This window comes from uncultured Williamsia sp., from assembly GCF_947494875.1.
Taxonomy (GTDB): Bacteria; Actinomycetota; Actinomycetes; order Mycobacteriales; family Mycobacteriaceae; genus Williamsia_A.
Genome location: NZ_CANLWM010000006.1, coordinates 147176 through 172784, shown reverse-complemented (window position 1 = coordinate 172784; position 25609 = coordinate 147176). Strand labels below are relative to the sequence as shown.

At 70.6% G+C, this 25609-nt stretch carries 25 protein-coding genes; 12 read left to right on the top strand and 13 right to left on the bottom strand.

The window, feature by feature from the left end:
• Positions 1 to 29 precede the first annotated feature (29 nt).
• The gene (locus Q1A98_RS15130) at positions 30 to 1379 is read left to right on the top strand and encodes an MFS transporter (RefSeq protein WP_299575059.1); all 1350 of its coding nucleotides are present in this window, start codon (positions 30 to 32) and stop codon (positions 1377 to 1379) included.
• Here the strand turns inward: Q1A98_RS15130 and Q1A98_RS15125 are convergent.
• Positions 1351 to 1992, bottom strand: coding sequence for a GntR family transcriptional regulator (locus Q1A98_RS15125; protein WP_299575058.1), 642 nt, complete (start codon positions 1990 to 1992; stop codon positions 1351 to 1353). The genes Q1A98_RS15130 and Q1A98_RS15125 overlap by 29 nt on opposite strands.
• A 46-nt stretch (positions 1993 to 2038) precedes the next feature.
• Between Q1A98_RS15125 and Q1A98_RS15120 the strand changes: the two genes are divergently transcribed.
• Positions 2039 to 2836 (top strand): carbon-nitrogen hydrolase family protein, encoded by a 798-nt coding sequence (locus tag Q1A98_RS15120; RefSeq protein ID WP_299575057.1) that lies wholly within the window; start codon positions 2039 to 2041, stop codon positions 2834 to 2836.
• 21 nt (positions 2837 to 2857) lie between these two features.
• Here the strand turns inward: Q1A98_RS15120 and Q1A98_RS15115 are convergent, their stop codons facing one another.
• The 3 genes from Q1A98_RS15115 to Q1A98_RS15105 form a co-directional block, all read right to left on the bottom strand.
• Positions 2858 to 4174 (bottom strand): citrate synthase, encoded by a 1317-nt coding sequence (locus Q1A98_RS15115; protein WP_299575056.1) that lies wholly within the window; start codon positions 4172 to 4174, stop codon positions 2858 to 2860.
• Between the two features lie 72 nt (positions 4175 to 4246).
• Positions 4247 to 5194 carry a PfkB family carbohydrate kinase gene (locus Q1A98_RS15110; RefSeq protein WP_299575055.1) on the bottom strand — a complete coding sequence of 316 codons (948 nt, stop codon included), beginning with the start codon at positions 5192 to 5194 and terminating at the stop codon, positions 4247 to 4249.
• A 19-nt stretch (positions 5195 to 5213) separates the two neighbouring features.
• Positions 5214 to 6140, bottom strand: a complete 927-nt coding sequence (locus tag Q1A98_RS15105) for an aldose 1-epimerase family protein (RefSeq protein WP_299575054.1) — start codon at positions 6138 to 6140, stop codon at positions 5214 to 5216.
• Between the two features lie 88 nt (positions 6141 to 6228).
• Between Q1A98_RS15105 and Q1A98_RS15100 the strand changes: the two genes are divergently transcribed.
• From Q1A98_RS15100 to Q1A98_RS15075, 6 genes are all read left to right on the top strand, one after another.
• Complete coding sequence (locus Q1A98_RS15100; protein ID WP_299575052.1) at positions 6229 to 6894, top strand: carboxyltransferase domain-containing protein; 666 nt, start codon at positions 6229 to 6231, stop codon at positions 6892 to 6894.
• Positions 6891 to 7766 carry a biotin-dependent carboxyltransferase family protein gene (locus Q1A98_RS15095; RefSeq protein WP_299575051.1) on the top strand — a complete coding sequence of 292 codons (876 nt, stop codon included), beginning with the start codon at positions 6891 to 6893 and terminating at the stop codon, positions 7764 to 7766. Before Q1A98_RS15100 ends, Q1A98_RS15095 begins: the two co-directional genes overlap by 4 nt.
• A 176-nt stretch (positions 7767 to 7942) precedes the next feature.
• Positions 7943 to 8935: an oxygenase MpaB family protein gene (locus tag Q1A98_RS15090; RefSeq protein WP_299575049.1), complete on the top strand. Its 993-nt coding sequence runs from the start codon at positions 7943 to 7945 to the stop codon at positions 8933 to 8935.
• A 162-nt stretch (positions 8936 to 9097) separates the two neighbouring features.
• Complete coding sequence (locus Q1A98_RS15085) at positions 9098 to 9397, top strand: DUF1540 domain-containing protein (protein ID WP_299575047.1); 300 nt, start codon at positions 9098 to 9100, stop codon at positions 9395 to 9397.
• A gap of 172 nt (positions 9398 to 9569) precedes the next feature.
• On the top strand, positions 9570 to 10145 hold the full coding sequence (locus Q1A98_RS15080) for a TetR/AcrR family transcriptional regulator (RefSeq protein WP_299575045.1): 576 nt from the start codon (positions 9570 to 9572) through the stop codon (positions 10143 to 10145).
• A 60-nt stretch (positions 10146 to 10205) separates the two neighbouring features.
• Complete coding sequence (locus Q1A98_RS15075; RefSeq protein WP_299575043.1) at positions 10206 to 10790, top strand: dihydrofolate reductase family protein; 585 nt, start codon at positions 10206 to 10208, stop codon at positions 10788 to 10790.
• A 2-nt stretch (positions 10791 to 10792) separates the two neighbouring features.
• Here Q1A98_RS15075 and Q1A98_RS15070 read toward each other — a convergent pair whose 3' ends face one another.
• The gene (locus tag Q1A98_RS15070) at positions 10793 to 13837 is read right to left on the bottom strand and encodes an MMPL family transporter (RefSeq protein ID WP_299575041.1); all 3045 of its coding nucleotides are present in this window, start codon (positions 13835 to 13837) and stop codon (positions 10793 to 10795) included.
• Positions 13838 to 13918: 81 nt separating this feature from the next.
• Between Q1A98_RS15070 and Q1A98_RS15065 the strand changes: the two genes are divergently transcribed.
• Positions 13919 to 14386 (top strand): DUF4442 domain-containing protein, encoded by a 468-nt coding sequence (locus tag Q1A98_RS15065; RefSeq protein ID WP_299575039.1) that lies wholly within the window; start codon positions 13919 to 13921, stop codon positions 14384 to 14386.
• On the opposite strand, the gene Q1A98_RS15060 is transcribed toward Q1A98_RS15065, so the two are convergent.
• The 4 genes from Q1A98_RS15060 to Q1A98_RS15045 all read right to left on the bottom strand — a co-directional run bounded on the left by Q1A98_RS15060 (position 14367) and on the right by Q1A98_RS15045 (position 17726).
• Positions 14367 to 15170 (bottom strand): phosphatase PAP2 family protein, encoded by an 804-nt coding sequence (locus Q1A98_RS15060; RefSeq protein WP_299575037.1) that lies wholly within the window; start codon positions 15168 to 15170, stop codon positions 14367 to 14369. The genes Q1A98_RS15065 and Q1A98_RS15060 overlap by 20 nt on opposite strands.
• 22 nt (positions 15171 to 15192) lie before the next feature.
• A complete protein-coding gene (locus Q1A98_RS15055) occupies positions 15193 to 16458 on the bottom strand; it encodes an MFS transporter (protein WP_299575035.1) in 1266 nt (421 codons plus the stop codon).
• Complete coding sequence (gene pdxH, locus Q1A98_RS15050) at positions 16458 to 17105, bottom strand: pyridoxamine 5'-phosphate oxidase (RefSeq protein WP_299575377.1); 648 nt, start codon at positions 17103 to 17105, stop codon at positions 16458 to 16460. The genes Q1A98_RS15055 and pdxH overlap by 1 nt, the downstream gene beginning before the upstream one ends.
• A gap of 156 nt (positions 17106 to 17261) precedes the next feature.
• Positions 17262 to 17726: a hypothetical protein gene (locus Q1A98_RS15045; protein ID WP_299575033.1), complete on the bottom strand. Its 465-nt coding sequence runs from the start codon at positions 17724 to 17726 to the stop codon at positions 17262 to 17264.
• A gap of 180 nt (positions 17727 to 17906) precedes the next feature.
• Between Q1A98_RS15045 and Q1A98_RS15040 the strand changes: the two genes are divergently transcribed.
• Together Q1A98_RS15040 and Q1A98_RS15035 are read left to right on the top strand one after the other, a co-directional pair.
• Positions 17907 to 18032 (top strand): hypothetical protein, encoded by a 126-nt coding sequence (locus Q1A98_RS15040; RefSeq protein ID WP_299575032.1) that lies wholly within the window; start codon positions 17907 to 17909, stop codon positions 18030 to 18032.
• Positions 18033 to 18119: 87 nt separating this feature from the next.
• Complete coding sequence (locus Q1A98_RS15035) at positions 18120 to 20561, top strand: cytochrome P450/oxidoreductase (RefSeq protein WP_299575030.1); 2442 nt, start codon at positions 18120 to 18122, stop codon at positions 20559 to 20561.
• A 28-nt stretch (positions 20562 to 20589) separates the two neighbouring features.
• On the opposite strand, the gene Q1A98_RS15030 is transcribed toward Q1A98_RS15035, so the two are convergent.
• Positions 20590 to 21147 (bottom strand): TetR family transcriptional regulator, encoded by a 558-nt coding sequence (locus Q1A98_RS15030; protein WP_299575028.1) that lies wholly within the window; start codon positions 21145 to 21147, stop codon positions 20590 to 20592.
• Between the two features lie 124 nt (positions 21148 to 21271).
• Between Q1A98_RS15030 and Q1A98_RS15025 the strand changes: the two genes are divergently transcribed.
• Positions 21272 to 22420, top strand: a complete 1149-nt coding sequence (locus Q1A98_RS15025; RefSeq protein ID WP_299575027.1) for a citrate synthase 2 — start codon at positions 21272 to 21274, stop codon at positions 22418 to 22420.
• A gap of 5 nt (positions 22421 to 22425) precedes the next feature.
• On the opposite strand, the gene Q1A98_RS15020 is transcribed toward Q1A98_RS15025, so the two are convergent.
• From Q1A98_RS15020 to Q1A98_RS15010, 3 genes are read right to left on the bottom strand one after another with little or no spacing between them, the layout of a single operon-like run.
• On the bottom strand, positions 22426 to 24015 hold the full coding sequence (locus Q1A98_RS15020) for a hypothetical protein (RefSeq protein ID WP_299575025.1): 1590 nt from the start codon (positions 24013 to 24015) through the stop codon (positions 22426 to 22428).
• Positions 24012 to 24932, bottom strand: coding sequence for an ABC transporter ATP-binding protein (locus Q1A98_RS15015; protein WP_299575023.1), 921 nt, complete (start codon positions 24930 to 24932; stop codon positions 24012 to 24014). The genes Q1A98_RS15020 and Q1A98_RS15015 overlap by 4 nt, the downstream gene beginning before the upstream one ends.
• Positions 24929 to 25582, bottom strand: a complete 654-nt coding sequence (locus Q1A98_RS15010) for a TetR family transcriptional regulator (protein ID WP_299575021.1) — start codon at positions 25580 to 25582, stop codon at positions 24929 to 24931. The genes Q1A98_RS15015 and Q1A98_RS15010 overlap by 4 nt, the downstream gene beginning before the upstream one ends.
• Between the last annotated feature and the right edge of the window lie 27 nt (positions 25583 to 25609).

The following is a 25609-nucleotide window of genomic DNA, read 5'->3' as shown; positions in this document are numbered from 1 at the left end:
AGACCCGCCGAGAAGTCGAAGGAGCACGGATGACCACGCACGTCGCGGGAGACAGGAAAGGCTTGGCCAAGGCATTCGCGGCCAGCCTCACGGGGACCGCGCTGGAGTGGTACGACTTCGCCGTCTACTCCGCCGCCGCCGCGCTGGTCTTCCCCGACATCTTCTTCCCCGACAACGACCCGCTGACCGGCACGCTGCTGGCGTTCTCGACCTACGCGGTCGGATACGTCGCCCGGCCGATCGGCGGCTTCGTGTTCGGGCGACTCGGCGACGTGATCGGCCGCAAACAGCTCCTCGTCATCACGCTGCTCCTCATCGGGGTCACGACGTTCGCGATCGGCCTCATCCCCTCCTACGCGAGCATCGGTGTCGCCGCACCGATCATCCTCGTCGCGATGCGCTTCGCCCAGGGCGTCGCGGTCGGTGGCGAATGGGGCGGTGCCGTCCTCCTCTCCAGCGAGTACGGCGATCCGCGCAAACGCGGGTTCTGGTCGTCGGCCGCCCAGATCGGTCCGCCGGCCGGCAACCTCCTCGCCAACGGTGCGCTGGCCCTGCTCACGGTCGCGACGACGGAGGCGCAGTTCGAGTCGTGGGGGTGGCGCATCGCCTTCCTGTTCTCCGCGGTGCTCGTCGGCTTCGGTCTGTGGATCCGCCTCAAGCTGGAGGACACCCCGGTGTTCCAGGCGCTGCAGGAGAGTGGTGACCGAGCGCAGGCGCCGATCAGTGAGGTGTTCCGCACGCAGCTCCGACCCCTGGTCGCCGGGATCCTCTCCCGTATCGCACCCGACGTCATCTACGCGCTGTTCACCGTCTTCTCGATCACGTACGGCACCAAGCACCTCGACTTCGACCGTGGCGAGGTCCTCACCGCGATCCTCGTCGGGTCCGCGTGTCAGCTCGGACTGATCCCGCTCGCCGGGGCGATCTCCGACCGGGTGAACCGTCGGCTGGTCTATGCCGTGGCGGCCGTCGGCGGTGTCGTGTGGAGCGCCGTGTTCTTCCTCGTCATCGGCGGCAACTCACTGCCGCTGCTCGTCCTCGGCGTCGTGGTGGGGCTCGCGTTCCACTCGTTCATGTACGGACCGCAGGCCGCCTTCGTCACCGAGCAGTTCTCCGTGCGCCTGCGGTCGACGGGCAGCTCGCTGGCCTACACGATCGCCGGCGTCTTCGGCGGCGCGATGGCGCCGCTGATCTTCGTGTACCTGCTCGACCAGACCGACAGTTGGATCCCGATCTCCGGATACATCGCCGTCGTCGGAGTGCTCACGCTGATCGGACTGGCCCTCGGCCGCGACCCCGACCCGTCCGAGGACGAGCACTACGCGACGATGCACGCCGAGAGCGAGTTGCTCACGCCCGCAGCAGGACTCCGAGCGTGACCTCCAGGTGATCGTCGATCGCGGCGTGCGCCGACGCCTCGTCGCCCGCGGCGAGCGCGTCGACGATCGTCCGGTGTTCCGCGCACACCCGGTGCTGCCGGTCGGACGCGCTGAACAGCGCGCTCACGCCGACGCGGAGCTGTCGGGCACGCAGTCCCGCGTAGGTGCGGGAGAGCAGCTCGCTGCCGGCCGAGTCGACGAGGGTCTGATGGAAGCGGCCGTCGATCTCGATGAAGCGCGTCGCCGCATCGGTGTCCCGCGAGTCCGCGAGCGCCTCCTGTTCGGCGAGCGCGGCCGACATCAGGTCGACAGGCGCCCGGCCGTCGGCGAGAGCCCGGGACGCGGCGTGCCGTTCGAGCACACCGCGCAGGTCCATCAGCTCACCGATCTGACGCCCCGACATCGCCGGGACGTGGGCACCCCGCTTGGGGACCATCTCGACGAGCCCCTCCGACTGGAGCATGAGCAGCGCCTCGCGGACCGGGGTGCGCGAGACCCCGATGCGGGTCGCGAGTTCCTGCTCGTTGAGGAACGTCCCGGTGGCAGCGGGGGACGTGAGGACCTCGTCGCGCACGAACAGGTACGCCTTCTCCCGACCCGACATCGCTTGCATACGACATGTATATCCGGCCCACACCCACCGCACCAGGAGTGACACCGTGACGACCACCATCCGCATCGGCCTCGCCCAGGTCTGCAGCAGCGCCGACGCCGTGAAGAACCTCGCGATCATCGACGACCACGCGACCCGCGCCGCCGAGTCCGGGGCCGCGATGGTCGTCTTCCCCGAGGCGATGATGCGGTGCTTCGGCGGGCCGCTGGCCGACGTCGCCGAACCGATCGACGGACCGTGGGCGGACGCGGTCCGCGCGATCGCGGCCCGCGTCGGGATCACCGTCGTGGCAGGGATGTTCACCCCGGCCGACGCGGGCCGGGTCCGCAACACGCTGCTCGTCACCGGCGGCGGCGTGGAGGCGCACTACGACAAGATCCACCTGTTCGACGCGTTCGGATTCCTCGAATCCGACACCGTCGCACCGGGTTCGGACCCGCTTGTCGTCGATGTCGCCGGCGTCCGCGTCGGGTTCGCGACCTGCTACGACATCCGGTTCCCGGCCCTGTTCCATCGACTGGCCGATCTCGGCGCGTCGGTAATCGTGGTCGCGGCGTCGTGGGGCGCCGGTGCGGGCAAGGTGGACCAGTGGACCCTGCTCGCGCGGGCGCGAGCGCTGGATTCCACCAGTCATGTGATGGCCTGTGATCAGGCCCTCCCGGCCGACGTGCTCGACTCCCCCGCACCACGCGGAGTCGGGCACTCGATGGTGGTGTCCCCCACCGGAACCGTCACCGATCAGCTCGGCGACGGGCCCGGCCTGCTCGTCGTCGACCTCGACTCCGACCTGGTCGACTCGGTCCGGGCCACCCTGCCCGTCCTGCGGAACCGGCGACCCCTGTGATCGACGGTCAGGGTCGACCGCTCAGCGGTCGCCCATCTCGGTGAAGTCGCGCTCGGTGTACCCGGTGTAGATCTGACGCGGGCGACCGATCTTCGTGGTCGGGTCGGAGTTCATCTCCTGCCAGTGCGCGATCCAGCCGGGCAGGCGGCCCAGCGCGAACAGCACCGTGAACATGCGCGTCGGGAAACCCATCGCGCGGTAGATGAGACCGGTGTAGAAGTCGACGTTCGGGTACAGCTTGCGCTCGATGAAGTAGTCGTCGGAGAGGGCGACCTCCTCGAGACCCTTCGCGATGTCGAGCAGGTCGTCGGTGACGCCGAGCGTCTCGAGGATCTGGTCGGCCGTCTTCTTCACGATCGCCGCGCGCGGGTCGTAGTTCTTGTAGACCCGGTGTCCGAAGCCCATCAGCTTGACGCCGGGCTCCTTGTTCTTGACCCGCTTCATGAAGTCGGTGGTGTCACCGCCGCCGGCCTTGATGTCGTCGAGCATCTCCAGCACGGCCTGGTTCGCGCCGCCGTGCAGCGGGCCCCACAGCGCGTTGATGCCACCGGAGATCGACGTGAACAGGTTGGCCTGCGACGACCCGACGAGGCGCACCGTCGAGGTGGAGCAGTTCTGCTCGTGGTCGGCGTGGAGGATGAACAGCATGTCGAGCGCCTTGGCGACGCGGGGGTCGACCTCGTAGGGCTCGGCGGGGAAGCCGAACGTCATGCGCAGGAAGTTCTCGACCAGCGACAGCGAGTTGTCCGGGTAGAGGAACGGCTGGCCGACCGACTTCTTGTAGGCGTAGGCCGCGATCGTCGGCAGCTTCGCCAGCAGGCGGATCGTCGACAGCTCGACCTGCTCGGGGTCCTTCGGGTCGAGCGAGTCCTGGTAGTAGGCGCTGAGCGCGTTCACCGCGCTGGACAGCACCGGCATCGGGTGCGCGTTGCGCGGGAACCCGTCGAAGAACCGCTTCAGGTCCTCGTGCAGCAGGGTGTGCCGCTGGATCCGGGTGGTGAACTCCTCGAGCTGCGACGCGGTCGGGAGCTCTCCGTAGATGAGCAGGTAGCTGACCTCGATGAAGGTCGACTTCTCCGCGAGCTGGTCGATCGGGTACCCGCGGTACCGCAGGATCCCGGCCTCGCCGTCGATGTAGGTGATCGCCGACTTCGTCGACGAGGTGTTCACGAAACCACCGTCGAAGGTGGTCATCCCCGTCTCGGAGAGGAACTTGCCCAGCGCGACGCCGTCGGCACCCTCGGTGGCCTCGACGATCGGGAGGTCGAGACTGCCCCCTGGGTACTCGAACTTCGCGGACCGGGTCTGCGACCCGTCAGACACTGCTTCGGCGGACACTCGGGCCCCTTTTCGACTGGCTGGAGCCGTCTCGTGAACGGTGATCCAGATGTGCGTATCCCTGCGACCAAACTAGTCGCTGGTCAGCTCACCCGCCCACGGAGGGTCGGCGCCGGGCCGCGACACGGTGATCGCGGCCGCACGGGCGGCGAAAGCGGCGCCCGCACGCCAGTCCTCGTCGGTCAGGCGACGGACGGCGTCAGGGCTCAGCGCGTCGCGGGTGTCGAGCCAGTGCAGCAGCGCCCCGACGGTGGTGTCGCCCGCTCCGATGGTGTCGACGGCGGTGACCGGCGGGGCGGGCACCGCGACGGTCCCCGTCGACGTCGACACCGCGATACCGTCGGCGCCGCGGGTCGAGACCACCGCGGCGACACCGGATTCGAGCCAGTCCTGCGGGGTGGAACCCTCGGGCCCCCGTGCCAACCAGTCGGCGTCGTCGTCGGAGACCTTCACGACGTCGACGGACTCCAACCAGCCACGGAACCGGCGGCGGTAGGCGTCGGGGTCGTCGATGACGGCGCTGCGGATGTTCGGGTCCAGCAGGACGAGTCGTCCGCGGGCGTGGTGATCGGCCATCATCCGCGCGTACACCGATGCGCCGGGTTCCAGCACGAGCGACAGGGTGCCGAAGGCCAGCGCCCCCACGGAGTCCGGGAGCGCCCCGGGGTCCACGACTCGGCGGTCGGCGGTGCCCTCGACGTAGAAGCTGTAGGCCGCGGACCCGTCGGCGCCGACGGTGGCGAGCGCGAGCGACGTCGGGGCCGGGTCGCGCTGGACCAGCGCGGTGTCGACGCCGGCGTCACGCAGGGAGGCCATGAGCGCGTCGCCGAAGTGGTCGCCGGAGACGCGCGAGAAGAACGACACCGAGGACCCGAGTCGGCCGAGCGCGATCGCGGCGTTGAACGGGCCGCCGCCCAGCGCCGGCTGCAGCGGCGCGAGACCGCGGTCGTCGGCGTCCCGGCCACGCGCGTCGAGCACGAGGTCGACCAGCGACTCGCCGCAGACGACGATGCGGCTCACGCGGTGACACCCGTCCGGCTCATGCCGCCGAGTCCCGGTGTCGCATACCCCACTCCCCCGACCAGGTCTGCCCGGGCTCGAGGACGACGAGGTCGTCACCCGACGCCAACGCGTTCGGCGGCGCGGTCATCGGTTCGACGGCCACCGCACGGCCGCGGCCAGGGAAGCTCTGGTCGTGGTCGGGATCAGCGGTGAACACCTGCGCCCACCGAAACGCCGGGCTGGTCCACAGTTCGGTGGTCATGCCGTCGGGATCGGCGAGAGTGCTGACGTACCGGCCGTCGGTCGCGGTGAAGTCGGTGAACGGGGTGTCGAGCCAGAGCCCGGCGAGGCGTCGTCCCGCGCGGAAGTCGTGATCGGTGCCGTCGACGGGGGTCGGATCCCCCTGCGGCAGTTGCCGTTCGGGATCCAGTGGCAGTGTGCGGCCGGCCGGGACGGTGAGGGTGCAGTCGTCGGTGGCGGCGTCTCCGGCGCGGACGAACGTGTGGAAGCCGAGGGCGAACGGCGCGCGGACGTCCCCGCTGTTCGTCACCGTGCTGGTGACCGTCAAACCGGTGGTCTCGTCGAGCGTGTAGTCCACGACCAGCGTGAGATCGAAGGGCCAGCCAGGGTGCTGCCCGATCGGCACGCCGAGCGTGACCGAGCGTTCGGTGGCGTCGTACAGCGCCCACTCGACGGTCCGGACGAAGCCGTGGTTGGCGTTGTTCCGGTCGACCTCGGTGATCTCGAGTCGGTGCTCGACACCGTCGAAGGTGAACCGTCCGTCGGCGGTCCGGTTCGGCCACGGTGCGAGCACCAGACCCGCGGACAGCGGGGGCTTCTCGTCGGGGCCGACGGGCGGCGACTCGGTCAGCAGGCGGCCCGCATGGCGGACCTCGCGCAGACCGGCACCCTGCGAGACCACGACGGCCGAGTAGTCACCGGCGGAGACAGCGAACTCACCCACGGTCCGAGTCTGGCACACCGGATCGGTCCTCCGGACCGGCATGCGCCGAGGCACCTCGGCCCGCACTCGGGCGTCGTACGGTGAAGGCGTGCGCGAGACATCGGCCGGCCACGACGCACTCCTGCTCGACTTCGCCGACGACGAGATGCCCTGGCGTCGCGCCCTGCACGCCGGGGAGGTGCTGCGTGCGGCGGCCGCCGACGGACGCCTGCCCGACGTCGTCGACGTGATCCCGACCGCCCAGGCGGTGCTGGTGCAGTCGCGACCGGGGGGCGGGATGGACCGCCTCGGTGTCCGGCGGGTCCTGCGCGCCGCGGGTGACGTGCCGACGGAGTCGAGCGTGCAGAGCCCAGCACCGCTCGACATCGCGGTCACCTACGACGGCGAGGACCTGGCGGACGTCGCCGCCCGCCTGGGAACCGACGCCGACGCGGTGGTCGCCGCGCACACCGGGATCCTCTGGCGTGTGCAGTTCATGGGCTTCGCACCGGGTTTCGGCTACCTCGTGCCCGACGAGACGCCCGGCGACGACCTGATGCGGCAGCTGTGCGCCGTCCCGCGGCGATCGGAGTCACGCCCGAAGGTCCCGGTCGGCGCTGTCGCCGTGGCCGCGGGCCACTCCGCTGTCTACCCCCGATCGTCACCCGGGGGATGGAACCTGCTGGGGCGCACCGACGTCACGCTCTGGGACCTCGACCGCGACCCTCCCGCACTGCTCGAGCCCGGTCGTCGGGTGCGGTTCACGGCGTCATGACCACGCTCGTCGTCACGCGCGCGGGGCCGCTGACCACGGTGCAGGACCTGGGACGTCGCGGGTTCGCGCATCTCGGTGTCCCGCAGTCGGGTGTGGCCGACCGCGCGTCGGCGGCGACCGCGAACCGGTTGGTGGGCAACCACGCCCGCGCCGCGGTGCTCGAGGTGACGATGGGCGGCCTCGCCGCCGTCGCGGAGGGGACCGTCACCGTCGCGGTCACCGGAGCGCGGTGCCCGGTCACCGTCGCGGGCACGCCGGTCGGACACGCGTCGACGGTCGTCGTCCCCGACGGCGCCCTGATCGAGGTGGGTACAGCCGTGTCCGGCCTGCGCGCCTACCTCGCGGTGCGTGGCGGCATCGACGTCCCGCCGGTGCTCGCATCGCGGTCCACCGACACCCTGTCGGGGATCGGTCCCGACGTGCTTGCCGCGGGCGCCCGACTGCCGATCGGCACCGACACCGTCGGGTGGCCGAGCGAGACGATCGCGTTCGGTGACGTGGGGTCCGGCGGCGCCGACGTCGTCGTCCTGCACGCCGTCGCAGGTCCGCGGGACGACGCCCTCCGCGACCGCGGCTCCCTGGTGACCGGCGACTGGCTCGTCGATCCCCACAGCGATCGCGTCGGCGTCCGGCTGAATCGCGATCCCGACCGCCAGGACCCTCCCGTCGAACTGCTGCCGGGTCGGGACGAGCTGCAGTCGGAGGGCGTCGCGCTCGGGTCGGTGCAGATCCCGCCCAGCGGGCAGCCGGTGCTCTTCCTCGCCGACCACCCCGTGACCGGCGGCTATCCCGTGGTCGCCGTGCTCACCGCCGACTCGACCGACCGTGCCGCCCAACTCGTCCCCGGGCAGCGCGTGCGTCTGCGGTCCTGATCCCGACCCGTCGAGTGGGCGGTTGCGGGCGTCCGGTGGGCGCTCGGAGCGATCGAGTGTGCGGTCTCGCCCAGTCGGCGTACGCAGCCACCCAGTCGAATCGGTGAGCGTCCGGTCGACGGGCCGGGGCGCACCGTCGTTGACGCCCCTTTGAGACGACAATACGATTCCGTCTCATGACGTCGTCCCCGCCGGCCACCGATGTCGCCGTCTTCGGCCCGCATTCCGCGAGCTGGCGTTTCTTCGGCGGGTGGCACGGGATGCTCATGGGGCTGTGGTCGGGGTCGATGCAGAACATGCACCCGAAACTGGGCGAGGCGGTGTGGGAGCACTCGGACTTCTTCGGTGAACGGTGGCAGCGCCTCATGCGCTCGCTCTACCCGATCATCGGCGTCGTCTTCGATCCGGCGGGTTCATCGGGTCTGGTCGAGACCGGTCACGAGATCCGCGACTACCACCGCGACGTCAAGGGCACGATGCCCGACGGGTCGCGCTACCACGCCCTGGACCCCGACGTCTTCTACTGGGCGCACGCGACCTTCTGGTACGGCGCGGTGCGGTGCGCGGAGTACTTCGGTCCGCCGATCACCGAGGCCGACAAGCGCGCGATGTTCGACGAGTCGAGCGCCTGGTACGCCCGCTACGGGGTGAGCATGCGGCCGTGTCCGGAGACCTACGAGGACTTCCTCGTCTACTGGGACCACATGTGTCGAGACGTCCTGCAGGACCACCCCGCGGTGCGCACGGTGCTCGACATCTCCGAACTCCCGCCGCCACCGTTCCTGTCCCGCGTCCCCGACGCGCTGTGGCGGCAGATGGCGAAGCCGATCGGCCGCGCGTTCCTGTGGATCACCACCGGTCTCTACGACGAACCCGTCCGCGAGACGCTCGGCCTCGCGTGGTCGGACCGCGACGAGAAGATGCTGCGGTTCGCCGGCCGCTGGTTCGACCGCACCTTCCGACTGCTCCCCCACCGGCTGCGCATGCATCCTCGCGCCCGTGACGGATGGGACAGGGCGACAGGACGTCTCACACCCGACACCCCTCCGGTCGAGACGCCGGTTCGCAACCTCCCGCCTCGGAGCGAGTGGGGCTCCTCGATGCACTACTGCCCTGTCACCGCCACCCGTCGGGCCGATCTGCCGTGGGAGCGCACCGCCCAAAAGTGAGGTAAGGGTTGCCTTTTCGCCGTCGATGTCCGATTCGAAGGGTTGCCTGACCTTGCTGGTGCGAGTCGGACATCTCTCCTATCGTCGCTGCCAGACATGCGGTTCGACGATCCGCACCGCGTGTTCGACAGCCCCGATCGACCGCGAGACCCGGAGGTTCACATGGCCACCCTCGAGATGCCCCACGTCAGCGAGTGCAGCGTCAGCAGCTGCTCCTACAACCACGACGGCTGCCACGCCTTCGCGATCAACGTCGGCGGCTCCAACGGCACCGCGGACTGCGGCACGTTCATCCCGCTGTCGGTGAAGGGCGGCCTCGACGTCGTCTCCCCGCAGGTGGGCGCGTGCCAGCGGTCCGACTGCCAGCACAACGCGAACCTCGAGTGCACCGCCGCCGCGGTCCGCATCGGCGCCGGCGAGAGCTCGGACACCGCGAACTGTCTCACCTACAGCAAGCGCTGAGACCACCTCGCACCGATCGACCAGAACGCCCCGCCCTCGCCGGCGGGGCGTTCTGGCGTTCGGCGGTCTCCCGTGCCGGAGCTCGTCCCCGGCCCCACCACGACGACGCGACCACGCACCTCGCCCACCGCACTATGCTCGGGCGCATAGTCGACGGACGGGACGGACGCGGATGGCACGGCGAGGTGAGACGCGCAACCGGATGGTGCACAGCGCCATCGGGCTGATGCAGCGTCGTGGCGCGGCCGCTGTCACCGTCGACGCCGTCCTCGCCGACAGCGGCGCACCGCGCGGCTCGGTCTACCACCACTTCCCGGGGGGCCGGGACGAGATCGTGGCCGCCGCCCTGCAGGCATCCGGCGACGTGATCGGTGCGATCCTCACCTCGCCAGAACACCGCGGCCCCGCCGAACTGCTCGACGTCTTCGTCGCGTTCTGGACGCGTCAACTCGTCGACAGCGACTTCACCGCGGGGTGCCCGGTTGTCGGGGCCGCGGTCAGCGGCCCCGAGGTCGACCCGCACCTCGCCGAACTGGTGGCGGACATCTTCACGACCTGGCACCGCACCCTGGCGGCGGCGCTGACCGAGAGCGGGGTCGACGAGACCCGCGCGCGGACGCTGGCTTCGACGGCCATCGCGGCGGTCGAGGGAGCGTTGCTGCTGTCGCGGTCACAGCGGTCGATGCAACCCCTGCACGATGTGGCCGGGGAACTACGCACGCTGCTCGAGGCGGCAATCCCCGCCTGACCCGATGAGATCGGTCGCCCGCGCCGGTCTGTCCCCGTGACACCGACGAAGGGAGCAGGGATGCGCGTGGTGGTCATCGAGCACATGAGTCTCGACGGGGTGATCCAGTCCCCCGGACGCGAGGACGAGGACGGGCGAGACGGTTTCCGGCACGGCGGTTGGGCCCAGTCCGCCGCCGCGGATCCCGCGATCGGTGCGGCGATGGGCGCCGTGATGGGTACCGAGTTCTCATGGCTGCTCGGTCGCCGCAGCTACGACGACATGCTCGCGCACTGGAACACCGTCGGTGGACCGTTCCGCGACGGTCTGAACGCGACGACCAAGTACGTCGTCTCGTCCGGTCTCGACACGGCGCTGCCGTGGCCGAACTCGGTCCTGCTCGCCGGGAACGCTGTCGATCACGTCGCCGAGCTCCGCCGACAGGAGGGCGGGGCTCTCGTCGTGATGGGCAGCGGGGAGCTGGTGCGGTCCCTGCTCCCCCGAGGTCTCGTCGACGAGATGCTGCTGATGATCCACCCGCTCGTCCTCGGCTCGGGGCGACGGCTGTTCGGGCCGGAGAAGACCCCCGTGCCGATGGACCTGGTGGAGTCGTCGACGACGGCGTCCGGGGTCGTGATCACCCGCCACCGACCCCGCCGGGCATGACGTCACGCCCGGGCCGGCCACCAGATCCGGTTGCCGATCGCGGCCATCGCCGCGGGCACCAGGACGGTCCGCACGACGGCGACGTCGAGAATCAGTCCGACGCCCACGGTGAAGCCGATCTGCAACAGATTGGTCACCGTCGCGCTCATCAACGCGAACATGGTGACCGCGAAAACCACTCCTGCGGTGGTGATCACGCCACCCGTGGTCCCGAACCCGCGGATCACACCACCGATCATGCCGTGCCGCGCGTGTTCTCGGATGCGGGACGCGAACAACATGCTGTAGTCGGCGCCGACCGCGACGAGCGCCATGAAGGACACCGGGATCACCGACCAGTCGAGGTCGATCCCGAGAAGGTGCTGCCAGAAGAGGATGCTCAGCCCGACCGTCGCGGCGAACGACAGCAGCACGGCCGCGACCAGCAGGACGGGCGCGAGGAGACTGCGCAGCAACAGGATCAGGATCGCGAGGACGGCCAGCACCGCGACTGCGGCGTACAGGGCGAAGTCGCGCTGCACCTGCCTGTTCATGTCCGCCGACAGCGACGTCAGGCCGGTCGAGGACACGGCGGCGCGCGCGAGGACGGTACCGCGCGCACCGGCGCGGGCGGCGTCGGCGATGGCTCCGACCTCCGACAGCGCGCGATGTCCGTAGGGGTTCACGGATCGGACGACCAGCATTCGCGCCGACCGCCCGTCGGGGGACATCAGCAGTCGCGTCCCAGCGACGAAGCGAGGGTCCGACAGCGCCTGCGGCGGCAGGTAGAACCCGGCACCCGCACCCGACCGTGTCGCGTCGGACATGGTGGTGAGATAGTCGCCTGCCCGGCGCAGTCCGGCAGTCAGCTCGGCCGTCAGCGCGACGGTCTGGTCGGTACCGGCCTCGACCTGCCGGAGTCCGCCCGCGAGGCTGTCGAGTCCTGTCGACAACCGCGAGACGCCATCTGTCAGCTCCCCCAGCTCAGCACGCAGCTCTGCCGGCGAGCGTCCGTCGAGGCGGTCGAGCAGAGTCTGCAGCTGCGACAACCCGGTCCGCAGTTCGGGGAGCAGCGCACGTGCCCGCTCGACGGCGCCCGACGGCGCCGACGCTGCCGACGTCGCCTCGCGCAGAGCCTGCCCCGCCCGTCCACCGGTGGCCCGGTCGACGGCCAGGAATGCGGCGCGGGCCGCCGCGCAGGCCGGGTCGCGGGAGCATCCTGGACCGTCAGGGCCTGCCAACATGGGACCGAACACCGACTGGAGCCCGGCGGCGACACCGGCGGAACGTCGTGCGTCGTCGCCGATCTCGGTGAGCAACGCCGAGACCGTGTCCGCGAGCGCGGCCAGCGTCCGCACGCTCGACGGAAGAGTGGTGGTCCCGTCCGAGGCGATCGCCACGATCCGTTCCGCGGTCCCCACCGCCGAGAGGACACCGTCGGCGAGTGACACGACCTCGTCGGTGCCGGCGACCAGCTGCGGCATCTGTCGGGACGCCTCGTCGGCCCCGTCACGCAGAGCGGTCACCCCGGCCGCGAGCCGCTGGAGTTCGGGTGTGGCCGCCTCGACGCGACGGTGCGCCTCGGAGAGCTGACCACCGACTGCCCCGGTCGAGAAACCCGTCGCCGACTCGGCCAGGGGGCGCCCGTCCGGCCGGGTGATCGATCGGACGTAGGCGATCCCCGGAACCTTCGACACCGACATCGCCATCAGCTCGAGGGCGGCGAGGTCGGTCGTGTTCCGCATGTCGTGGTCCGACCGCACGAGCAGGTACTCCGGGACCACCTCGTTGACACCCCAGTGGTCGCGCACCATGTCGTAGCCACGCGTCGAGTCGCTTCCGTAGATCTGCACCGCCGACTCGTCATAGCTGACCCGGAAGGTGGGGATGACCGCGGCGAGCGCCAGGAGCAGGACGATGGCGGCCGCCGCCAGTGCGCCGGAGCGACGCACGACACGCGCTCCGAGCCGACGCCACCGCCGCTCGGTCGAGCGGCGCGGTTCGAGGTGCCCGCGGCGTGCCACCACGGACATCAGTGCCGGGGTCAGGGTGAGACACACCGCCATCGTGACGAGGACACCGACCGCCGTCGGCGGTCCGGAGGTGCGGAACATGCCGACCTGGGTGAAGGCCATCGCCCCGGCCGCGGCAGCGATGGTCGCCGCCGAGGCGACGACGATGGCCGAGGTCCGCGCCGTCGCCTCGGTCACCGCGCCGTCGGGCGATCGCCCGCGACGACGCGCGTCGTGGTGGCCCGCGATGAGGAAGATCGCGTAATCGGTTCCGGCCCCCAGGACCAGGGCGGTCATGATCGCGATGGAGAAGTTCGAGACCCCGACGACGTCGTGGACACCCAGGAGGGACACGATCGGGCGGGCCACCCCCAGCGCGATGCCGATCGTGATGAGCGGGACGAGCGCGGTGATCACCGAGCGGTACGCGATCACCAGCAGCAGGGTGATGAGGAGGATCGACACCCCGGTGATGATCAGGAGCGACAGGTCGATCGAGCTGAACAGGTCGGCCAGGGTCGGCGACGGCCCGGTGTAGTGCACCTGCAGACCGTCCGGGCGCGGGATGTCGTCGACGAGGGCGCGGATCGCGACGGTGCTGTGATGTGCCCGGGTGCTGCCGACGTCGCCCTCCGCCGCGACCGTGAGGTGGACGGCTTTCCCGTCGGGGCTGCGTGCCGCGGAGCGGGTCGCGGGGTTCCCGTCCATGTCGAGGACGTAGGCGACGTTCTCGTGATCGTCGGTGAGCCGGTTCACGAGCGTGCGATACCACCGCTCATCGGCGGAATCGAAACCGCCGTCGTCTGCCGCCACGATGCTCCCGAGCGCGGTCGACGCGGGCGACCCGAAGTCACGCGACATCTCACGCAGTGCGTCCTGGGACGGCATGTCCGACGGCAGGAACGGCGCCGACCGCTGGGCGACCGTCGACTCCAGTTGCGGCACAGCGACGTTCAGTCCGGCGACGAGGAGCACCCAGAACGCGATGACCCACCACCGACGACGCGTCATCTGCTGACCGATCCGCGCGAACCGGGCACTCCGTCCGTGCGCCATGTGTCCCCTCCCGATCGACCACCGCCGACACAATCATTATGGTGTGACGCATAGTAACGGCAATTGAGTAGGAGTCCAGTGATGGCGAACACACCCTCGACGTTGCGTCGGGTGATGCGGTGGTGGCCCCCTTATCTCGGCGCGGGTGTCCGCGTGGTCGAAGCCGACCCCGCGGGCCGCCACCTCACCGTGGAGCACCGCGTCACGCGGCTGACCCGCAACGCGTTCGGCACCGCGTTCGGCGGGACCATGGCGTCGATGACAGACCCGTTCTTCTGCCTCCTGATCGCCCACCGGCTGGGCTCCGGCTACCGCGTGTGGGACACGCAGGGACACATCCTGTTCCGCACACCGGGACACGGCCGACTTCGCGCGACTTTCGTGGTCACCGACGAGGTCGTCGACGCGATCCGGGAGGCCACCGATGGCGGCCGGAAGCACCTGCGGTGGTTCCGGACGGACATCGTCGACGAATCCGGCACCGTCGTCGCGGAGGTGTCCCGCGAGGTCTACGTCCGAAAGACCCGCGTCATGGCGTCCGAGCCGTGACCTCGCGTCTGTCCCGCTGGGCGAGGGGCGCGACACCCTCGCGGGACGGGCCGAGGGTCAGGATCGCGAACACCACCGACGCGACGACGCCGACCGCGGCGACGACGGGGTGGCCGGTGTAGGCGGCCCACAGGACCGGCCCGACCAACCCGACGACCGCGGTGCCGACTGCGGTCACCGGACCCCACCCGCGCTCACGCGAGGACGTCGGCACCAGGATCAGCAGCGCCCCGACCATGAACAGCGACCCGATGACGTCGCTCGGGCGGTGCGCCCCGACCTCCATGAGGCCCTGCCCGACGACGGTCACCCACATGGCGCCGACGACGGCCCCGATCGGCGTGAGCGGCCGTGGCGCGGCACGGATCGCGGCCGCCACGCATCCGGCGGCTGCGGCGGTGTGGCCGCTGGGAAAGGTGTTGTAGGCGGCCCGGACGATGTCGATGAGCTCAGGGCGGGGAAGGATCACGGTCCGGAGGGCCCGCGCGACCACCACACCGACGACGGGCAGGACCAGCAGCGGGATGATGCTCGCGCGCCGTCGGGACAGCAGCCCGAGGCCGATCACCACGACGCCGGCGACCACCCACAGTCGGGGGTCGGTGACACGTTCGAAACCGATGCGATGCAGCAGCTCCCGCCACGAACTGGCGCCGAACATCTCCTCGTAGAGCCGCTGATCGACGGACTGTCCGCCTCGGGTCCAGACGGCGACGAGGTAGACCGCGGCCATCGCCGCGAGCAACACGATGCTCCCGGTGACGCGCGCGGCCATCTCTCTCATCGGAGCCACGCTACCGGCGCGATCAGTGGGTGACGCGATAGCGGACGAAGGCCGGGACGGCCAGTGCCGCCACCACTGTGAAGACGACCACCAGGATGCCGCCGCCGGCAGTGGTGACGGCCACACCCGCGACCGCGGCGACACCGCCGTGCGCGACGTCGGCGATCCGCGGACCGCCCGCGACGACCACGGTGAACACTCCCTGCAGGCGCCCGCGCACGTCGTCGTTGGCCGCGGACTGCAGCATGGACTGCCGGAACGCGGCCGACGCCATGTCCGCGGCTCCGCCGACCATCAGCAGTGCGATCACGATCGGCAGCACGGGCAGCGCGGAGCCCCCGGCGAACGCCACCGCGATACCTGCGCCCGCGATCGCCAGACCCCACACGACGATGCAGACGATCACCGCGAGTCCCTGCCGCTCCACACGGGACACCCAGCCCGAGAAGACACCTCCGACAACCGCTCCCGCGCCGATCGCCGCGAACAACAGCGCGAAGGCGAGGCCGCCGTCCTCGGGCCCGCCGAAGTTCTCGTGTGCCATCTGCGGGAACAGCGCCCGCGGCATGCCGAACACCATCGCGATCAGGTCGACGACGAACGACATGAGCAACACCTTGTGGCCGCGCAGGTAGACGAAACCGTCGATCACCGAGCGCAATCCGGCCACCCGGGGCGCCGACGCGTCGCGCTCGGGCTTCAGCGACGGCAGCGCGACGACCGCCCACAGCGTCGCGAACAGGAAGATCGTGTCGACGAGATACAGCGTCGAGTACCCGAGTTGTGGGATGAGCGCCCCGCCCACGACGGGACCGACGATCGCGCCGGCCTGCATCACCGTCATGTTCAAGGAGTTCGCCGCGGGGAGATCGGCGATGGGGACGATCTTGGGCAGGATGGCCGATTTCGTCGGCTGGTTCACCGCGAAGAACGCCTGCTGCACCGCGAACAGCGTGAGGATCACCCACACGTTGTCCACCCCGACGGCCGCCTGCAGCCAGAACAGCGCGCTGCAGCCGATGAGCCCGAGGGTCGTGATGATCAGCAGCACACGACGATCGACGACGTCGGCGACCGCACCGCCCCACAGCCCGAACACGACGAGCGGGACGAGTCCGAAGAGTCCGGCGAGTCCGACGTACGCGGAACTGCCGGTGACGGAGTAGATCTGGGCGGGAACCGCGACGACGGTCAGCTGGGCACCGATGACGGTGACGATGTTGGCGGTCCACAGCCGTCGGAACTGCGGACTGCGCAGGGGTGCGGTGTCGGCGAGGAGCCGCGCCATCAGGGCTGGAGGCGGGCGACGGTCCAGCCGTCGTCCGTCCGTGTGGCGAGCACCCGGTTGTGGAGACGGTTCGCACGGCCCTGCCAGAACTCGACCGACGCCGGTTCGATCCGGAACCCGCCCCACCCGTCGGGCAGGGGAACCGGGCCGTCGTCGTCGGAGGCCCCGAAGCGCTGCTCGACCTCCTCGGCCCTGCGGCGCAGTGCGTCTCGCGAGTCGATGGGGCGCGACTGGTCGGACGCGACGGCTCCGAGGCGGGAGCCGCGCGGACGACTGTCCCAGTAGGCCTGCGTCTCGTCGCGGGCGACGCGGACGACCGGGCCACGGACGTGCACCTGGCGTTCCATCGCGATCCACGGGAAGGTCGCCGACGCGACCGGCCGCTCGGCGAGGTGATGACCCTTGCCGGACCCGAAGTTGGTGTAGAAGACGATGCCGCGCTCGTCGACGGCCTTGCACAGCACGGTCCGTGTGGCGGGCGCGCCATCGGCGCCGACGGTGGCGACGACCATCGCGTTCGGCTCGGGTACGGCGGCCTCGACCGCCTCGGCGAGCCACCGCTCGAACAGGTCGAGCCAGATCGGGTCGCCGCTCAGCCAGTCGGGCTCGAGGTCGTCGTCACCACCCGGCCGGTACCCGACGCGCATCGCCGAGACGTTCACCGCTTCGCCAGTCACGCGCATCGACGCTACTCCCGGGAGCCAATGGGGTTGCCGCGAGAGTCTGTACCTACCGCCGGCGCGGCGGACTCCCCGTCCGTCGCGGATGTGTTTCTGTCGTCGACCACCACCTCGGTGGCGCGTTCAGGGATGTCGGGGTAGGTCGCCGACTGCATCGTCGCGAGACCGGTCTGCGTCGCGAGACCGGGTGAACGCCATGGATCCGGCGACACCGGCCGTGACGACGAAAGCGAAGGGCACCACGACCAGGAACAGCCCGAACGACGGCATGCACAGGTCGACGTCGCAGCGATAGGGCTCGCCGAACTCGTGCATCTCGTAGAGAGCCGCGGCGAGTGCGAGCGCCCAGAAGATCGTGAACGGGATGGACGCCGCGACAGCGCGCCCGCCCACCCGCAACATCGCCGAACTACAGAGGAGCACGCCCGCCGCGATCGCAGCGGCACTGAAGAACACGAAGACGAAGTGCGCTTCGTCGGCGATGGTCTGCGACCGCCCCCGCGGCACGAAGAACCAGGCGGCGAACGCCCATGGGATCGCGAGCGTGGCCACCACGTGGACGGACTCACACACCCGACGCGGCGTCATGCGGCAGAGTCCCGATGAAGTCCGACGGACTGCGACGACGAGCGCCTCGGCATGGCAGCACTGTAGTGGGACGAGACAGATGACCGGGTCGGCAACGCATCCCGAGCGAATCGTCACGATCACCAGTCACCGATCCGACGCGATCTCCCCCACCGACGTCGGGGCGTCCGCCGAGACGGCATGCGCGATTTCGTCGAGCAACTCCGCGCAAACCATTACCCGGAGACGCCTGCGGTTGCGACGCTGACAGTGGTCACGTTCGCGATCGACCAGTCGCGGAACCCGGACGGTCGCCCGCCCGGCTGACGGCTTGCGACAAAACAAGCACTATTGTCACCGCGACTGACATCTGCTTCACTGTTGTCACGACGACGAGTGAAGGTGGTCACAGGTATGCGCGTTCTCGATCAGGTCCGGAACAAGGCCCAGGCGACGATCCCGATGGAGCGCCAGATCCAGGCGCTGCACCTGGCGCAGCGGGCGAAGAAGCTCGTCGTGGGCGACGGGCAGCCGCGTTTCACCGAGGCCGAGATCCCGGACGTCGCGGACCTCGACCTGACCCAGATCGACGTCAGCAACCCGTTCCTGTGGCGTCAGCAGCAGTGGCAGCCGTACTTCGCGCGATTGCGCGACGAGGCGCCGGTGCACTTCCAGGCGAACAGCGCGTTCGGCCCGTACTGGTCGGTCACCCGGTACGACGACATCGTGCAGGTCGACAAGGACTTCGAGACCTTCTCCGCCGAACCGCAGATCATCCTCGGTGCGCCGCCCGAGGGACTCGACATCGAGATGTTCATCGCCATGGACCCACCGCGCCACGACCAGCAGCGCGGTGCGGTGCAGGGCGTCGTCGCCCCGCAGAACCTCGAGGAGATGGAAGCCCTCATCCGCTCGCGGGTGCAGGAGGTCCTCGATGAGCTGCCGACCGACAGGCCCTTCGACTGGGTCGACCGGGTCAGCATCGAGTTGACCTCCCGCATGCTCGCCACGCTGCTGGACTTCCCGTACGACGAGCGGCGCAAGCTGGTCGAGTGGACCGATCTGGTCGCCGCCAGCGCATCGGCCACCGGCGGATCCACCGACACCGACGCGGCCTACCGGGCCGCGGCCGACGCCGCGAAGAGCTTCAGCGCCCTGTGGCACGACAAGGCCGCGCGTCTGAAGGCCGGCGAGAAGCCGGGGTACGACCTCATCACGCTGATGCAGATGTCCGAGGACACCAAGGACCTCATCGAGCGCCCGATGGAGTTCCTCGGCAACATCGTGCTGCTCGTCATCGGCGGCAACGACACCACCCGCAACTCCATGACCGGTGGCCTGTTGGCGCTCAACCAGTTCCCCGAGCAGTTCGACCGCCTCCGCGAGGACCCTGCGCTCGTGCCGAAGATGGTCCACGAGATCCTCCGCTGGCAGACGCCGCTCGCCTACATGCGCCGGATCGCCACGCGCGACACCGTTCTCAACGGTCAGTTCATCCGCAAGGGCGACAAGGTCGTCATGTGGTACGCCTCGGCCAACCGCGACGAGCGCACGTTCGACGATCCGGACAGCTTCGTCATCGACCGTCGAAACGCCCGCCACCACCTGGCGTTCGGTATCGGCACGCACCGCTGCATGGGCAGCCGACTTGCCGAGCTGCAGCTGCGGATCCTGTGGGAGGAGCTGCTCGAGCGCTTCGACGACATCGAGGTCCTCGCCGAACCCGAACGGGTGCAGTCGAACTTCGTTCGCGGTTACAGCTCGATGATGGTGCAGCTCACGCCGAAGGGCGCCGAGCGGCGACAGCACGGCACCTATCGCGCCATGCACCAGGAGCGGCGCAGGCGCGGGAGGGCACAGGCCGCAGAGACGCCGGCGCCGGCCCGACCGCAGCGCACGGGCCGCGTCGAGCGGACGGTGCTCGACGTCCAGGTCGCCCGGCGACGGGATGCGGCCGACGGTGTCGTCGAGCTGACGCTCACCGCCCCGGCGGGAGAACCCCTGCCGCAGTGGGCTCCGGGTGCGCACGTCGAACTCCTCCTCCGCCCGGGACTGACGCGTCACTACTCGCTGTGTGGTGATCCCGCCGACCGGTCGTCGTGGACGGTCGCGGTCCTCCGCGAACCGGACGGCCGTGGTGGGTCGGCCTTCGTCCACGACGAGCTCGCCGAGGGGACGACCCTCCGGGTGACGGGTCCCGACAACCACTTCGCGCTCGTCGACTCGCCGCGCTACCTGTTCATCGCCGGCGGCATCGGCGTCACCCCGATCCGCACGATGATCGCCGCCGCGGAAGGGCACGGGGCGAAGTGGGAGATGGTCTACGTCGGCAAGTCCCGGTCGACGATGGCGTACCTCGACGAGTTCGACGGCGACGACCGAGTGACGGTGTGGGCCAAGGACGACCGCGGCACACGCTTCGACCTCGACACGCTCCTCGCCGACCCCCGGCCCGACACACTCGTCTACTGCTGCGGCCCCGACGTCCTCCTCGACGCCGTCGAGGAGAGGTGCGCCGTCTGGCCGTCCGAGAGCCTGCACCTGGAACGGTTCGCCCCCAAGGCGATCGACGCTCCCGAGGGTGCGTTGGACTCCTTCGAGGTCGAGTGCGTCGAGTCCGGCGTGACGGTCACCGTCCCCGCGGGGACGACGATGTTCGAGGCGGTCGAGGAGGCCGGTGTCGACGTGATGGGGTCGTGCATGGAGGGCATCTGCGGCACCTGCCAGGCCGACGTCCTCGACGGGACCCCGGACCACCGCGACTCCGTCCTCACGCGGGCGGAACGTGAGCGCGGGGACACGGTGATGCTGTGCGTGTCCCGATCGCTCTCGCAGAAACTGACGCTCGACCTGTAAGCGGGGCGAGCGCACGATTCGCGGGCGGTCAGTCGAATCCGCGGACCACCCGATCGATGCGGTCGACCGCCTCGTCGACGTCCACCGTCGGTTGCAGAAGATGGCTCATCGTCAGTCGCACAACGGTGTCGACGAGCGCCGCGGACACGGCGCCCTGCAGCAGCGATTCGAGGGCGCTGGTGGCCTGGCCCAGTACGGCGTCGGGGTTCACGGTGAGCAGTGCGAGCAGGCCCGCATCGTGGCCGGGCCGCAGGACGGCCGCGAGTGCGGCGTTGGACCGGCCGTGTTCCAGGACGCCTCGCACGGCGGCGGAGACGCCCGCCTCGAAGTCGTCGGGATGGGCGTCGAGACCGGTGCGGACACGCTCCAGGAAGCGGTCGACCTCGCGGAACACCACTGCGTTGCCGAGCTCCTCGCGGGTCCCCACCTCCTTGTACAGGCTTTGCCTGGGTACCCCGGACCGCTTCGCGACCGCGGTCATGCTGAGCCCGTCCCAGCCCTGCTCGGTGATGATCTCGACCGACGCGTCCAGCACCCGCTCCAGACGCAGAGCCCGCACCTCGGAGTGGAAGTCGGTTGCGCTCACGAGGGAAAGCCTAGGTCAGTCAGCCCGGGACGACGGTGACGAGCCGGGGAGTCGGCCGTGCCGCCGGCGGAGAGCACTACAGTCCTGGTGACAGCGTGAGATCTCCGACGAGGGAGTCGCCACCATGGCAGGAACCGCAGAGACGCCGACCAGGTCAGCGGGTGTCCCCGACGACTTCGTCCCGGGGTTGGAGGGCGTCACCGCCTTCACCACCGAGATCGCCGAGCCGGACAAGGCCGGTGGCAACCTGCGCTACCGCGGCGTCGACATCGAGGACCTCGTCGAGAACCGCGTCACCTTCTCCGACGTCTGGGCGCTGCTCGTCGACGGCCGCTTCGGCGACGGCCTCCCGCCGGCCGAGCCGTTCCCGCTGCCCGTGCACACCGGCGACGTCCGCGTCGACGTGCAGGCCGCGCTCGCGATGCTCGCCCCGATCTGGGGGTACCGCCCACTGCTCGACATCGACGACGCCACCGCCCGCGACAACCTCGCCCGGGCGTCGGTGATGGCGCTGTCGTACGTCGCGCAGTCCGCGCGCGGCATCCACCAGCCGGCGGTGCCGCAGAAGGAGATCGACGGCTGCGACACCGTCACCGCACGGTTCATGACGCGCTGGAAGGGCAACCCCGACCCCAAGCACGTCCGCGCGATCGACGCCTACTGGGTGAGTGCGGCCGAACACGGCCTCAACGCGTCGACGTTCACCGCCCGCGTCATCGCCTCCACCGGCGCCGACGTCGCCGCGTCGCTGTCCGGGGCGATCGGTGCGATGTCCGGTCCGCTGCACGGAGGCGCCCCCGCGCGCGTGCTGCCGATGATCGAGGAGGTCGAGCGCACAGGAGACGCTCGCGGCCTGGTCAAGGGGATCCTCGACCGCAAGGAGAAGCTCATGGGCTTCGGCCATCGGGTCTACCGGGCCGAGGACCCGCGCGCCCGCGTGCTGCGACGAACGGCCCAGGAACTCGGCGTCCCGCGCTTCGAGGTCGCCTCGGCGCTCGAGCAGGCCGCGTTGACCGAACTGCGCGAGCGTCGCCCGGACCGCGCGATCGAGACGAACGTCGAGTTCTGGGCCGCGGTCATCCTCGACTTCGCCGAGGTGCCGCCGCACATGATGCCCGCCATGTTCACCTGCGGCCGCACGGCCGGCTGGTGCGCGCACATCCTCGAGCAGAAGCGTCTCGCCAAACTGGTCCGGCCCGCCGCGCTCTACGTCGGTCCCGCGCCGCGTCGCCCCGAGGACGTCGTCGGCTGGGAGTCGGTCACCCAGCACTGATCACCTCAGGTGAGGTCGCGCCGTCGGAGCGCGGCCGCCCCGACCGCCGCGAGCACGACACCGACCGCGAGGCAGCTCGCCACGGGCACACCGGGAACCGCCGATCCCACCGTCGCGGCCAGGTGCGTGTGGGGCGCGACGTCCCGCAGCCAGGAGGGCGCTCCGAGAAGCACTCCCAGCGGTCCGAGAAGCAGGTCGACGACGACGGCCACCCACCCCAGGGCGACCAGGCGCGGGCGGAGCCCGTACGCGGCGAGCCCGATCGACGCAACGACCCACGTTGCGGGCATCCCCACGGTCGCTGCCGCGATCATCTCGCCCGTCGACGGGCCGTCCGCGGTGCCGGTGAGCGCGCGCCCCAGACCCATCCCGCAGGCCGCGAGCACCGGGACCGTGATCGTCGCGACGACGACGAGACCCGTTGCGGCCAGGTATCTCCCGACCGGTGAGACCGCGGTGGCGAGCAGCATCTCCCCGCGTCCCGCTCGGTCGTCGCCACGCGTCGCACCGACCACCGCAACCCCTGCGGCCGCGGCGACCACCCCGACGATGCCGAGGACCGTGTTCGCGAGGGCGTCGGTGAGATCGGCCTGGCGCCCGAGCTTCTCGACGAGATCGGCCGTGCCGCCGGAGCCGACGAGGGAGCCGGCGGACGCGAGCAGCAACCCGACGAGAACGCAGTAGGCGAAGGACCCCCCGAGCCAGGGTCGCAGCGACGGGCCGATCGTCACCGCGGTGACCGTCGGCAGTCGCATCGGCAGCCGCGCACGGTCCGGGCCCGGTCGCGGATGCACCAGCCCTGCACCGAGATCCCGGCGCCGGGCGATCACCGTCGCCGTCGCGACACCGACGACGAGGAGCACCAGGCACGCGACGAGTCCGGTCGGCGAGAACCCACCCAGTGGGTCGATCCGCTCGACCCACCCGAGCGGCGACACCCAGGCGAGCCACGACCAGCCGTCGGCGGCATCGGCGACACCCCGGACCAGGAAGGCCACCACCAGCACCCCCGCCGACGTGGCCAGCGCGGTCCGGGAGGTGGTCACCACCTGGTCGACGACGACAGCGATCCCGATCCCGGCGACCGCTGCGGCGAGGACCTGCGCGCCCACCCCGGCCGCGGTGTCGATCGGGACCCCGACCGCCGCCGCCACGACGACGACCGGTGCAGCTGTCGCCACCGCCCATGACAGCGCGACCGCGACTGCCGACACCAGAGGCGCGAGGGGCGCGACGGCGGCCGACCGGAGCAGTTCCATCCGACCGGTGGCCTCGGCGCCGCGCAGGTTCCGGGTGACGGTGGCCGCGGCGAGGATCGCGATCACCAGCAGCGCGGGCAGGCCGATCCGCCACACCGACAGCACCCCGACCCCCGAGACGTCGCGCAGCGGCCCGAGCAGCACCCGGAACACCGGGTTCGCGGCCGCGCCCGCAGCGAGGTCGAGGCGCGACGCCCGATCGGGATAGAGCGGCGTCAGCGCGGCTGCCGTCGCCCCGAGCAGCACCGGCACCACCAGCGCCCCGGCGACTCCGGGGATGCGTTCGGTCCGAGCGGCGAGTCGGAGCAGACCGCCCACGCCCGCGGGTGCCGTCACAGCGACTCCTGCGCCGGGGCGCCGCCGTAGTAGCGCAGGAACAGTTCCTCCAGCGACGGCGGCGTGACGGTCAGGTCGGTGACGTCGAGCGCGTCGAGGCCCGCGACGATCGCCGCGATCCGCGTGCGATCGGCGAGGAAACTGATCCTCCGTCGCCCTCCGGGGCCGGCCTCCACCTGCAGGTCGTCGATCCCGTCGCCGACCGGCGTGCCCGTGGCGCCGATCTCGGCGGAGACCCGCAGTCGCGTCATCCGCCGCAGGCGGGACAGGGCGCCGGCCTCGACGGTCGCGCCGTCTCTGACGATCGTCACCGAGTCGCAGAGCTTCTCCACCTCGCTGAGGATGTGGCTCGACAGCAGCACCGATGACCCCGTGTCGACGGCCTCGCGGACGCAGTCGGCGAAGACGGTCTCCATCACCGGGTCGAGGCCCGAGGTGGGCTCGTCGAGGACCAGCAGGTCGACGGGTGCGGCGAACGCGGCCACCAGCACCACCTTCTGGCGGTTGCCCTTCGAGTACGTCGACACCCGCCGGGTCGGGTCCAGCCGGAACCGGTCGAGCAGTTCGGAACGACGGTCGGCGGAGACCGTGACGCCCCGCATCCCCAGCAGCAGGTCGATGCACTCGCCGCCGGTGAGACGGGGCCAGAGCGCGACGTCGCCGGGCACGTAGGCGAGGCGCCGATGGATCGCCACCGCGTCGCGCACCGGATCGGCACCGAACACCCGGACCGTCCCCGCGTCGGGGTGCACGAGACCGAGGAGGACGCGGATCGTGGTCGACTTGCCCGCGCCGTTGGGGCCGAGGAAACCGGCGACCTCGCCGCGGCCGACCCGCAGTGACAGGCCGTCGAGTGCACGGGTGCGACCGAACGACTTCACCAGGCCGTCGACCTCGACGACGGGATCCGTGTTCATGCCTGCTCCTCCGTGGCGCGAGCGGTGAGCACGGCGTCGAGGGCCGCGGTGTCGGTGAAGAGGCCGTGGGTCGCGTACTCCGTGGCCGGGACGAGCATGCGATCGGCGTACGCCGCGACGATCGCCGCACCGTCGGTCGGGTCGTCGGGCGGGTTCATCACCAGGTCCATCGACAGCGTGCCCAGCGACATCGCGACGATGTGCCGCGCCCGCGCGGCCTCGTCGACGGACGGTCGGACCGTGCCCGCGGCGACCGCGACGCGCATCGACCGTTCGGTGTCGGCGACGAGGCGATCGAGGAACGAGCGGGCGACCTCACCGCCCTCGGCAAGGACCCGCGTGAGGTAGCCGAGCATCGGGCCCTCGTCGGCCAGTCGGGCCAGTGCCGCCCCGATCGCGTCGCCCATCCGCGCCCGGTCGCCGAGCAGGGAGTCGGCACGTTCTCTGCCGTGGGCGAGCACGTGGGCGTCGCATTCCGCGCGCAACCCGGCCTTGCTGCCGAAGTGGTGGATGACGAGACCGGGGCTCACGTCGGCCGTGGCGGCGACCGCGCGCACGGTCGCACCGAAGCCGTCACGGACGAACACGGTGATGGCCGCGTCGCGGATGCGGGCGCGGGCGGTGAGGTCGGCATCGTCGGCTGAACGCATGATCAAGATGCTAAACGCTTGTTCAAC

What these genes read in the sequence shown, in the direction of transcription:
- Q1A98_RS15130 (WP_299575059.1), top strand. Translation starts at nt 30, where the DNA reads ATGACCACGCACGTCGCGGGAGACAGGAAAGGCTTGGCCAAGGCATTC.
- Q1A98_RS15125 (WP_299575058.1), bottom strand. Translation starts at nt 1,992, where the DNA reads ATGCAAGCGATGTCGGGTCGGGAGAAGGCGTACCTGTTCGTGCGCGAC.
- Q1A98_RS15095 (WP_299575051.1), top strand. Translation starts at nt 6,891, where the DNA reads ATGACCACGCTCGTCGTCACGCGCGCGGGGCCGCTGACCACGGTGCAG.
- Q1A98_RS15090 (WP_299575049.1), top strand. Translation starts at nt 7,943, where the DNA reads ATGACGTCGTCCCCGCCGGCCACCGATGTCGCCGTCTTCGGCCCGCAT.
- Q1A98_RS15085 (WP_299575047.1), top strand. Translation starts at nt 9,098, where the DNA reads ATGGCCACCCTCGAGATGCCCCACGTCAGCGAGTGCAGCGTCAGCAGC.
- Q1A98_RS15080 (WP_299575045.1), top strand. Translation starts at nt 9,570, where the DNA reads ATGGCACGGCGAGGTGAGACGCGCAACCGGATGGTGCACAGCGCCATC.
- Q1A98_RS15075 (WP_299575043.1), top strand. Translation starts at nt 10,206, where the DNA reads ATGCGCGTGGTGGTCATCGAGCACATGAGTCTCGACGGGGTGATCCAG.
- Q1A98_RS15070 (WP_299575041.1), bottom strand. Translation starts at nt 13,837, where the DNA reads ATGGCGCACGGACGGAGTGCCCGGTTCGCGCGGATCGGTCAGCAGATG.
- Q1A98_RS15065 (WP_299575039.1), top strand. Translation starts at nt 13,919, where the DNA reads ATGGCGAACACACCCTCGACGTTGCGTCGGGTGATGCGGTGGTGGCCC.
- Q1A98_RS15060 (WP_299575037.1), bottom strand. Translation starts at nt 15,170, where the DNA reads ATGAGAGAGATGGCCGCGCGCGTCACCGGGAGCATCGTGTTGCTCGCG.
- Q1A98_RS15055 (WP_299575035.1), bottom strand. Translation starts at nt 16,458, where the DNA reads ATGGCGCGGCTCCTCGCCGACACCGCACCCCTGCGCAGTCCGCAGTTC.
- pdxH (WP_299575377.1), bottom strand. Translation starts at nt 17,105, where the DNA reads ATGCGCGTCGGGTACCGGCCGGGTGGTGACGACGACCTCGAGCCCGAC.
- Q1A98_RS15045 (WP_299575033.1), bottom strand. Translation starts at nt 17,726, where the DNA reads ATGACGCCGCGTCGGGTGTGTGAGTCCGTCCACGTGGTGGCCACGCTC.
- Q1A98_RS15040 (WP_299575032.1), top strand. Translation starts at nt 17,907, where the DNA reads ATGCGCGATTTCGTCGAGCAACTCCGCGCAAACCATTACCCGGAGACG.
- Q1A98_RS15035 (WP_299575030.1), top strand. Translation starts at nt 18,120, where the DNA reads ATGCGCGTTCTCGATCAGGTCCGGAACAAGGCCCAGGCGACGATCCCG.
- Q1A98_RS15025 (WP_299575027.1), top strand. Translation starts at nt 21,272, where the DNA reads ATGGCAGGAACCGCAGAGACGCCGACCAGGTCAGCGGGTGTCCCCGAC.
- Q1A98_RS15015 (WP_299575023.1), bottom strand. Translation starts at nt 24,932, where the DNA reads ATGAACACGGATCCCGTCGTCGAGGTCGACGGCCTGGTGAAGTCGTTC.
- Q1A98_RS15010 (WP_299575021.1), bottom strand. Translation starts at nt 25,582, where the DNA reads ATGCGTTCAGCCGACGATGCCGACCTCACCGCCCGCGCCCGCATCCGC.